This window comes from Pseudomonas meliae, from assembly GCF_001400515.1.
In the GTDB taxonomy this organism is placed as follows: Bacteria; Pseudomonadota; Gammaproteobacteria; order Pseudomonadales; family Pseudomonadaceae; genus Aquipseudomonas; species Aquipseudomonas amygdali.
The window spans coordinates 9,083-18,445 of record NZ_LJQT01000270.1; the positions used below are offsets into that span (position 1 = coordinate 9,083).

Genomic DNA, 9,363 nt, shown 5'->3' on the forward strand with positions numbered 1-9,363 from the left:
CGCTCCGCGTCGCATGCCTTTCCGGACGCTCTGCGTCCTCCCTTGAACACGTTACTTGAACGTCACAACCCCACCGGCCAGGGATTCAACCCGCGCCAGCGATTCCACTCTATAGCCCTGTGCATCCAGTTCGGCACGGCCGCCCTGGAAGGACTTCTCGATCACGATCCCCAGCCCGGCCACGGTCGCACCGGCCTGCTTGATGATCGAGATCAGCGCCTGCGAGGCTTTGCCGTTGGCGAGGAAGTCATCGATGATCAACACGTGATCGTCGCTGCTCAGATGACGCGGCGAGATCGCCACGGTGCTCTCCACCTGCTTGGTGAATGAGTACACGGTCGCCGACAGCAGGTTTTCGGTCAGGGTCAGGGACTGGTGCTTGCGGGCGAAGATCACCGGCACGCCCATGTTCAGACCCGCCATGACGGCCGGCGCAATGCCGGAAGCTTCGATGGTCACGATTTTGGTCACGCCAGCGTCGGCGAACAGACGGGCGAATTCGTCACCAATTTCCTTCATCAAGGCCGGATCGATCTGATGGTTGAGAAACGCATCGACTTTCAGCACCTGATCGGACAATACGATGCCTTCTTCGCGAATCTTCTTGTGCAGTGCTTCCACTTCAATTCCTAGACTGCGCCATTGCGCAATAAATGATCAATTTCGTTTGTCGACTAGCGTTTCAGCATGGCGCGAATATCGGCAAGCGCGGTATTGCCGCGAACGGCTTTGACTTCCGTCGGAGTGTCGTCATTGCCTTCCCAGGCCAGATCATCCGGGGGCAGCTCATCCAGAAAGCGGCTTGGCGCGCAGTCGATGATTTCACCGTACTGCTTGCGCTTGGCGGCGAACGTGAAGGCCAGAGTCTGCCGCGCGCGCGTAATGCCGACATAGGCAAGACGGCGTTCTTCTTCGATGGTGTCGGCTTCGATGCTGGAGCGGTGCGGCAGGATCTCTTCTTCCATGCCCATGATGAACACGTAAGGAAACTCCAGACCCTTGGAGGCGTGCAAGGTCATCATCTGCACGCCTTCGGCACCATCTTCCTCTTCCTGCTGACGTTCAAGCATGTCACGCAGGACCAGCTTGCCGATGGCTTCCTCAATGGTCATACCGCCTTCTTCGTCCTTTTCCAGCGTGTTTTTCAACGCCTCGATCAGGAACCAGACGTTACTCATCCGGTAATCAGCGGCCTTTTCGCTGGAGCTGTTCTGCCGCAGCCAGTTCTCGTAGTCGATGTCCATGACCATGCTGCGTAGCGCGGCAATGGGGTCGTTCTGCGCGCATTGCTGGCGCACGCCGTCCATCCAGCGCTTGAAGCGCTGCAAACGGTCGGTGTAACGGCTGTCCAGGTGCTCGCCCAGGCCGATTTCTTCGGTGGCGGCGTACATCGACACCTTGCGTTCGGTGGCGTAATTACCGAGTTTTTCCAGCGTAGTCGAGCCGATTTCACGACGCGGCACGTTGATGACCCGCAGGAAGGCGTTGTCGTCGTCCGGGTTCACCAGCAAACGAAAATACGCCATCAGGTCTTTCACTTCCTGGCGACCGAAGAAGCTGTTGCCGCCGGAGAGTCGATACGGCACCTGGTGGTGCTGCAATTTGAGTTCGATCAGCTTGGCCTGGTAGTTGCCGCGATACAGGATGGCGAAGTCGCTGTAGGGCCGGTCGGTGCGCAGGTGCAGGGTAAGGATTTCCATCGCCACGCGCTCGGCTTCGGCATCTTCGTTACGGCAACGGATGACACGGATTTCGTCGCCGTGGCCCATCTCGGACCACAGCTGCTTTTCGAAGGCGTGCGGGTTGTTGGAGATGAGCACGTTGGCGCAGCGCAGGATGCGGCTGGTGGAACGGTAATTCTGCTCCAGCATGACGACTTTCAACGACGGGTAGTCGTCCTTGAGCAGCATCAGGTTTTCCGGTCGCGCACCACGCCAGGCATAGATCGACTGGTCGTCGTCGCCCACCACGGTGAACTGGTGGCGCGAGCCGATCAGCAGTTTAACCAGCAGGTACTGGCTGGCGTTGGTGTCCTGATATTCATCCACCAGCAGATAACGCACCTTGTTCTGCCATTTCTCCAGAATGTCGGCGTGCTCCTGGAACAGCTTGACCGGCAGCAGAATGAGGTCGTCGAAGTCCACCGCGTTATACGCCTTGAGCGTGCGCTGGTAGTGGGTGTAGACGATGGCGGCGGTCTGTTCCTTGGGGTTGCGGGCGTTTTCCAGCGCGTCGGCAGGCAGGATGAGGTCGTTTTTCCACGAACCGATCATGTTCTTGATTTCGTCGACACCGTCGTCGCCCGAATACTCTTTCTGCATGATGTCGGTCATCAGGGCCTTGACGTCGGTCTCGTCGAAGATCGAGAAGCCCGGTTTGTAGCCCAGCCGCGTGTGTTCCTTGCGGATGATGTTCAGACCCAGGTTGTGGAAGGTCGAGACCGTCAGGCCTCGTCCTTCGCCGCCTCGGAGCAGCGTGCCGACGCGCTCCTTCATCTCGCGAGCGGCCTTGTTGGTAAAGGTCATGGCGACAATGTACTGGGCGCGGATGCCGCAGTTCTGGATCAGGTGCGCAATCTTGCGGGTGATCACACTGGTCTTGCCGGAACCGGCACCGGCGAGCACCAAAAGAGGGCCGCCGACGTAGTTCACGGCTTCCTGCTGCCGGGGATTGAGTCGGGACATGGCGGTATGAAGAGTCGTCTGTAAAAAAGGTCGGGCATTTTAACAGGCCCACGGGTTTGTGCAGCGGTCATCGTAGTCAGGCAGTGATCGCTATCTAATTCTTCTGTTTTTGTTACATTTGCGCCGCGACGCAACGATACGTGTATTTGTCACGCTCCAGCGGGAGTGCGGCCACCGGTTTTTCCTTTGCACTTAGGAAGTTAGATTGCCTACACCTGTCGAACCCTTGCGATTGCTGTTATTGGCGCACGAGCCTTTCTGGTACGCGCTGCTGCGTGATTGCCTCACTGCGCCGGGCAGCAACGTAATACTTCTGCATGGCGAGAACTGGGACGCTTTCAGCGCCGGGTACGCTAACGAGCGCAGCACCGTGCTGCTGACAACGCCCGACCTGCAGCCCAGAACCGGAACCTGCCTGCTACCCACCGTGGTGCTGCTCGAAAAGGAACCGCTGGTCGGACCGAGTGGCGTCAGTGACTGGCTGGTGCGCGATGCATTGACCGGCGATGCGCTGCGCCGCTGCCTGCGCTATGTCCACGAGCGCAGTCGCCTGGAAGACAGCCTGCGGCGTCTGGTCGGTCAGGACCCATTGACCGGCATCGCCAATCGTCAGGGTTTTCAGGCGCTGTTGACGGCGCGTCTGGCCGAGGGTGGCAGCCTGGCGCTGGGGCATCTGGACCTGGACAACTTCCGCCGCGCCAACGATTCGCTGGGGCATCAGGCCGGTGACCGACTGATTCTGCAAGTCGTGGCACGTCTGAAAAACCAGCTCGCTGCGGGCGATCAGCTTGCACGCCTGGGCGGCGACGAATTCGCCCTGTTGATTGACACCCGCACAACACCTGCACGCGCCATGCAACTGGCCGAGCGAATTACTGACGTGCTGTCCGAACCCTACTGGGTCGATGGCGAAAGCCTGCTGCTGGGTTGCAGCCTGGGCATTGCCCATTCACAAACCCGGCCCGAAGCAGACCCGCTGATGTGGCACGCGCACATCGCCATGCGCCAGGCCAAGAGCATGCAGGGCTGCACCTTTCATCTGTTCGACGAGCGCATCAACCGCAACGCCCGCAGCCTGGCCGATCTGGAAGGCGAGCTGCGACGAGCCCTGCGCCGCGATGAACTGGAGCTGCATTATCAGCCACGGCTGTGCCTGGAGACCGGGCGCGTTGTCGGCCTGGAAGCGCTGGTACGCTGGCGCCACCAGGCGCGCGGGCTGCTGCCGCCCAGTGAATTCGTGCCATTGGCCGAGCAAAGCGGCCTGATCGTGCCGCTCGGCTACTGGGTCATCTTCCGCGCCCTGCGTGACATGCAGGCCCTGCGCGAGCAAGGATTTGCGCCGTTGCATATGGCGATCAACCTGTCGTTCCGGCAATTTCAGGACAGCCAGTTGTTGCCGACACTGAGTCGCCTGATTGAGGAGCTCAGCGTCGACGCGCACTGGCTGGAGTTCGAACTGACCGAAACTGCCGTCATGCGCCGCAGCGATCAGGTCCTGCAGACCATGGACGCAATGCGGCGGCTGGGTGTGCGCTTCTCGCTGGATGATTTCGGTACGGGCTATTCATCGTTCATGCACCTCAACAGCCTGCCCATCGCGCTGCTCAAGATCGACATGGGCTTTGTCGGGCAGATGGAGCTACGCGAAGAGAACCGCAAGCTGGTCAACGCCATGATCAAGCTGGCCCACAACCTGAACCTGGAAGTGGTCGCCGAGGGCGTCGAAACCGCCGGGCAACTGGAGTTGCTGCGCGATTTCGGCTGCGACCAGGTGCAGGGTTATCTGATCAGCAGGCCGCTGCCGATAGCGGATCTGGTGGCTTACCTGCGCTCGGAAGCCGCCAATACGGGTGCATCAAACTCCGGATGACGGCGCGCCGGATCAGGCCGGCACCGCCAACCCGGCTGCCTCCCGACGCAACAGGCGAGCCGTCTTCCATTCAAACGCATAGGTCAGCGCCACGGCCGAGCAGAACAGACCCAGCGCCAGCCCCCACCAGACGCCTGAAGCACCGGCATCGGTAGAAAAGCCGAGCAACCATGCGGCAGGCGCGGCAATCAGCCAGTAACAGCCCAGACCGATCAGGAACGTGGTGCGCGCATCCTTGAGCCCGCGAATCGCCCCCATCGCAATCGTCTGAGTACCGTCGAAGAACTCGAACAGGGCCGCAATGGCCAGCAGTTTTGCGGCCAGCACGACAATCTCGGCAAAGGCCGGGTCATTGATATCCAGAAACAGGCCGATGACCGCATTAGGCGCCAGCCAGAACAGCAACCCGAACATCAGCATCACGCAGCCGCCAAAACCGATGCCCAGACGGCCCGCCACGCGCACCATCAACAGGTTGCCCGCGCCATAATGCTGGCCGATACGCATGGTTACCGCATAGGACATTCCCACCGGAACCATGAACGCCATGGACACTGTCTGCAGGGCGATCTGGTGCGCGGCCATTTGCGTACTGCCCATTGCCCCCATGCAGAACGCTGCGAAGGTGAACAGGCCGACTTCCACCGCATAGGTCCCGCCAATCGGCAGGCCGAGACGCCAGAGTTCTTTCAGGTGGGTGCGCGACAGCTTCGAAAGCCCCTTGCTGATCGGGTACGCCGCGTAGGCCGGATGGCGCTTGATATGCAGTGCCAGCGCCAAGGCCATGCAGTTGGTCACGATCGCGGTCACCAGCCCGATGCCCATCAGCCCCAGATTCGGCAGCCCGAGCCATTGATGAATCATCGCGTAATTGAGCACGAAGTTTGCGCCCGCACCGGCCAGACTGATGGTCATCACCGGCCCCGCACGCCCAAGTGCACTGGTGAAGCCGCGCAAAGCCATGAAGCTGAGCAAGCCAGGCAGTGCAAAGGGCAGGGTGATCAGAAACTGGGCAGCCATATGCACGTTGGCTTCGGCCTGGCCGAACTGCAACAGGATGGGCTCGAGGTTCCACAGCAGCAGCGCGGCAACCAGCGCCATGCCCCACGCCAGCCACAGACCGGCCTGGATCAGGCGCGTCGCACCTTCGGTATCACCTGCACCATGGCGAATCGCGACCAGCGTGCCGACCGCAGCCATCACGCCCACGCAAAAGAATGAAACAAAGCTGTACGTGGCCGCACCCAGGCCACCGCCTGCCAGCGCCTCCGGGCCGATCTTGCCCATCATCACCGTGTCGGTGAACACCATCAGCATGTGCGCCATCTGCGATGCAATCAGCGGCCCGGCAAGGCGCAGGATGATCCAGAGTTCTTTAAGTGCAGGCTGCATGTGGGCGGTGCTCTACGGCGGAGTTCGGATGAGCGCCTATTCTGGGCGGTTGGACGCGCAAGCACAAAACGATAAACCTGATGCGCTGCATGAGTAAAACTCATCTGAGACGATTTGCAGTAAAGTAGCCACTCATCGCCAGCAGGAAGCGCCATATGCCTCGCAGTCTCCCCCCTCTTTATGCACTAAGGGCGTTTGAAGCTGCGGCGCGGCATACTTCGTTCACGCGGGCGGCCGAGGAGCTTTCGATCACTCAAAGTGCAGTAAGCCGTCACATCCGCACGCTGGAAGAACACTTTGCCTGTCGTTTGTTTCAGCGCAACGGGCGCAACTTGCAACTGACTGAATCAGCGCGTGCGCTGTTGCCCGGCGTGCGTGATGGGTTTCTGGCGCTTGAGCGAGCCTGCAGCACCTTGCAGACCGACGAAGGCATTCTGCGCATGAAAGCGCCATCGACGCTGACCATGCGCTGGTTGCTGGCGCGGCTCAGTCGCTTCCGTCATCTGCAAGTAGGCAACGAGGTGCAGCTGACCAGCGCCTGGATGGATATCGATGCCGTGGACTTTACTCTGGAGCCTTTCGACTGCGCGATTTTACTCAGTCACGGGCATTTCCCCTCGGACTGGGAAGCCACTTTGCTGTTCCCGGAGCTGTTGATTCCGGTGGGGGCACCTACGTTGTTGAAGGACCCGCCATGGGACGTGAAGCGGCTGGCCAAGGCCGAGTTGCTGCATCCCACCCCTGACCGGCGTGACTGGCGCACCTGGCTGAACCGCATGGGGCTGGCCGATCAGGTGTCGCTCAAAGGCGGGCAGGTGTTCGATACGCTTGAGCTGGGAATGATTGCAGCAGCACGCGGTTACGGCGTATCGATGGGCGACTTACTTATGGTCGCCGAAGACGTGGCGCAGGCCCGTCTGAGCCTGCCGTGGCGCACCGCGGTATTCAGCGGAGAAAATTATTATCTGGTCTGGCCGCACACAAGGCCCGGCGCAGAGAGGTTGCGTCGCCTCAGCGATTTTCTGCAGACGGAAGTCAACGCTATGGAGTTGCCGTTAGTTGAAGTACTGCATTAAAAATTAGTTTAGTATTGAACTGCCATCATTGGTTAATGTCGCGACCGTTACTCAAGTAACGACTCTGGTGGCCGAAGCACTGCTTAACGAATGCCTGTTCAGGCAGCTTAAAACACTCATTAATTTGTTCGCTGAATGGTAAGCCACGGATCAGGCAACTCCAATCATTCGGCATGGAGTCTCTATGTCCAAGCCCCGTACCCGAATTGCCTCGCAACTCGGTATTGCTCTGGCCGTGATCCTGGCTGTGGTTATCAGCGGCAGCACCCTGTTCGCGTTAAGGTCTCTGGACGCGTCCAACCTGGTCATTCGCGAAGAGCACATGTCGAGCGAAGCCAGATTGCTCGCCGACCAGTTGAGCACGTTCCACAGCACCCTGCGCGATAGCACTCAGCGCCTCAGTGGTCTGTTCGAAAAGCGCTTTGCCGGTGGCCTGAACCTGCACCGGTCACGGTAGCGGGCACTTCCACGCCAGGCCTGTTTCTGCGTGATACCGCACTGAACAACGATTTTGCCGAGGTTGATGAATTCCGCTCGATGACCGCGGGCGTGGCGACGATTTTCGTGCGCAGCGGCGACGACTTCGTCCGTATCAGCACCTCTCTGAGCAAACAGGATGGCACGCGCGCCATCGGTACCGTGCTGGATCGCAAGGGCGCAGCCTACGAGCGTTTGATCGCCGGTCAGAGCTATGTGGGCAAAGCGGTGTTGTTTGATCGCTATTACATGACTCAGTACAGCCCGGTTCGCGACAGCAGCGGCAAGATCATTGCGGCGCTGTTTGTGGGCTTCGATTACACCGACGCACAGAAAACCCAGTTCGATAACCTCAAGAGCTTTCGCATTGGCTCTACCGGCTCGCTGGCACTGCTGGACGAAAAAGGTGCCTGGCTGGTTCCGCCGGCGGGCGTCAAATCTCTGGACGGTGCAGCGAAGTCCGTTGCCGACCTCGCCAGCAAACCGGGCAAGGCGCAGTTCTGGGATGACGGCGATGACGACTACTACAGCGTTGGCCAGCCGTTCGCCGGCGGCCCCTGGACCGTCATCGCCAGCATGCCGCGTGACGAAATCAGTGAAGTGACCTGGAACGTCGGCACCCAGCTGGCCATCGGCAGTGTGCTGGCCATGCTGATCGCAGTGATCAGCGCGATCTGGCTACTGCGCAGCAAGCTGCGTCCACTGTCCGAACTGGTACGCCAGGCCGATGCATTGGGTGCGGGCGACCTGAGCGTACGCCTCAATGTGACCAGCAACGACGAGATCGGGCAACTGTCGGGCAGCTTCAACAAGATGAGCGAAGCGCTGTCATCCATGGTGTCGCATATCCGCACCGCGGCGCAGGAAGTCAGCACGCGCGCCCACGCATTGTCCGGCCTGTCCGGCGGCGCGTTCGAGGGCATGGAGCAACAGTCCGGCGAGATCACCAGCATGGCCGGTGCCGTCGAGGAGTTCAGCGCCACGTCGATGAACATCGCTGACAACATGAGCAATACCGAGCGTCTGGCACAGGAAAATGCGCAGCAGACGCGCATTGGTCGTACCTCGATGGACGAGGCGTCTTCATCGCTGCAACAGATCGCAACCTCGCTGAGCAGTACAGCAACGGTCATCGACACACTGGGCCAGCGTTCGCAGGAGATCGGCAGCATTGTCGGGGTGATTACCTCGATTGCCGACCAGACCAACCTGCTGGCACTCAACGCCGCCATCGAGGCCGCACGTGCCGGTGAACAAGGCCGCGGCTTTGCCGTGGTGGCCGATGAAGTGCGCAGCCTGGCTTCTCGTACCCGTGAAGCGACGGACGAAATCTCCGGCATGATCGCCAGCATTCAGCAGGAAACCGGCAACGCCATCAGCACCATGCAACAGGGCAACACCCTGATGCAGGAAGGCCTGTCGCTTAACGCCAAAGTGGCCTCGGCACTGGCCCAGATCGACGAACAAAGCCGCTCGGCCGGTCACCAGTTCGCCGCCATCACCACCGCCACCCAGGAACAAAGCAGCACCGCCACCATGCTCAGCAGCAACCTGCAAAGCATCGCCATGGCCAACAGCGAACAGCGCCAGGTGATGTCCAACCTGGCGGTCACCGCTCAGGAGCTGAATGGGTTGGCGACAGAACTGCGTAACGAGGTTGACCGGTTCCGTTGATGGCTGCTGGAAGCCTCACGACTATCGTGCCGATGCTCCGCGTCGGAGAGCGATAAGTGCTCTCAAGAACACCATCGTACCCATGCTCCGCGTGGGTATGCCGTTCTGGACGCTCCGCGTCCGGTCTTGCGTTTGCGGTGCGGCGCAGACTTGTGACGCAGAGCGTCACGAAAGGCATTCCCACGCTGGA

7 protein-coding genes are annotated in these 9,363 nt (G+C 60.3%); 4 read left to right on the top strand and 3 right to left on the bottom strand.

Annotated features, from left to right (window positions below; all coding sequences use genetic code 11):
- Positions 1–51 precede the first annotated feature (51 nt).
- Positions 52–621, bottom strand: coding sequence for a xanthine phosphoribosyltransferase (locus tag ALO64_RS12395; protein ID WP_002551388.1), 570 nt, complete (start codon positions 619–621; stop codon positions 52–54).
- 53 nt (positions 622–674) lie between these two features.
- Positions 675–2,684, bottom strand: a complete 2,010-nt coding sequence (rep, locus tag ALO64_RS12400) for a DNA helicase Rep (RefSeq protein ID WP_004660029.1) — start codon at positions 2,682–2,684, stop codon at positions 675–677.
- A 205-nt stretch (positions 2,685–2,889) separates the two neighbouring features.
- On the opposite strand from rep, the gene ALO64_RS12405 reads away from it, so the two are divergent.
- Positions 2,890–4,554, top strand: coding sequence for a putative bifunctional diguanylate cyclase/phosphodiesterase (locus ALO64_RS12405; protein ID WP_016982710.1), 1,665 nt, complete (start codon positions 2,890–2,892; stop codon positions 4,552–4,554).
- 12 nt (positions 4,555–4,566) lie between these two features.
- Here ALO64_RS12405 and ALO64_RS12410 read toward each other — a convergent pair whose 3' ends face one another.
- Positions 4,567–5,946 carry a NorM family multidrug efflux MATE transporter gene (locus tag ALO64_RS12410; RefSeq protein WP_044343509.1) on the bottom strand — a complete coding sequence of 460 codons (1,380 nt, stop codon included), beginning with the start codon at positions 5,944–5,946 and terminating at the stop codon, positions 4,567–4,569.
- A gap of 155 nt (positions 5,947–6,101) precedes the next feature.
- On the opposite strand from ALO64_RS12410, the gene ALO64_RS12415 reads away from it, so the two are divergent.
- The 3 genes from ALO64_RS12415 to ALO64_RS12420 all read left to right on the top strand — a co-directional run bounded on the left by ALO64_RS12415 (position 6,102) and on the right by ALO64_RS12420 (position 9,173).
- Entirely contained in the window at positions 6,102–7,022 is a 921-nt protein-coding gene (locus tag ALO64_RS12415) for a LysR substrate-binding domain-containing protein (protein WP_044343510.1), read from the top strand.
- A 184-nt stretch (positions 7,023–7,206) separates the two neighbouring features.
- Complete coding sequence (locus ALO64_RS26815) at positions 7,207–7,479, top strand: hypothetical protein (RefSeq protein ID WP_408002902.1); 273 nt, start codon at positions 7,207–7,209, stop codon at positions 7,477–7,479.
- 41 nt (positions 7,480–7,520) lie between these two features.
- Positions 7,521–9,173, top strand: a complete 1,653-nt coding sequence (locus ALO64_RS12420) for a methyl-accepting chemotaxis protein (protein ID WP_408002903.1) — start codon at positions 7,521–7,523, stop codon at positions 9,171–9,173.
- Positions 9,174–9,363 lie beyond the last annotated feature (190 nt).

What these genes read in the sequence shown, in the direction of transcription:
- rep (WP_004660029.1), bottom strand. Translation starts at nt 2,684, where the DNA reads ATGTCCCGACTCAATCCCCGGCAGCAGGAAGCCGTGAACTACGTCGGC.
- ALO64_RS12410 (WP_044343509.1), bottom strand. Translation starts at nt 5,946, where the DNA reads ATGCAGCCTGCACTTAAAGAACTCTGGATCATCCTGCGCCTTGCCGGG.
- ALO64_RS12415 (WP_044343510.1), top strand. Translation starts at nt 6,102, where the DNA reads ATGCCTCGCAGTCTCCCCCCTCTTTATGCACTAAGGGCGTTTGAAGCT.
- ALO64_RS26815 (WP_408002902.1), top strand. Translation starts at nt 7,207, where the DNA reads ATGTCCAAGCCCCGTACCCGAATTGCCTCGCAACTCGGTATTGCTCTG.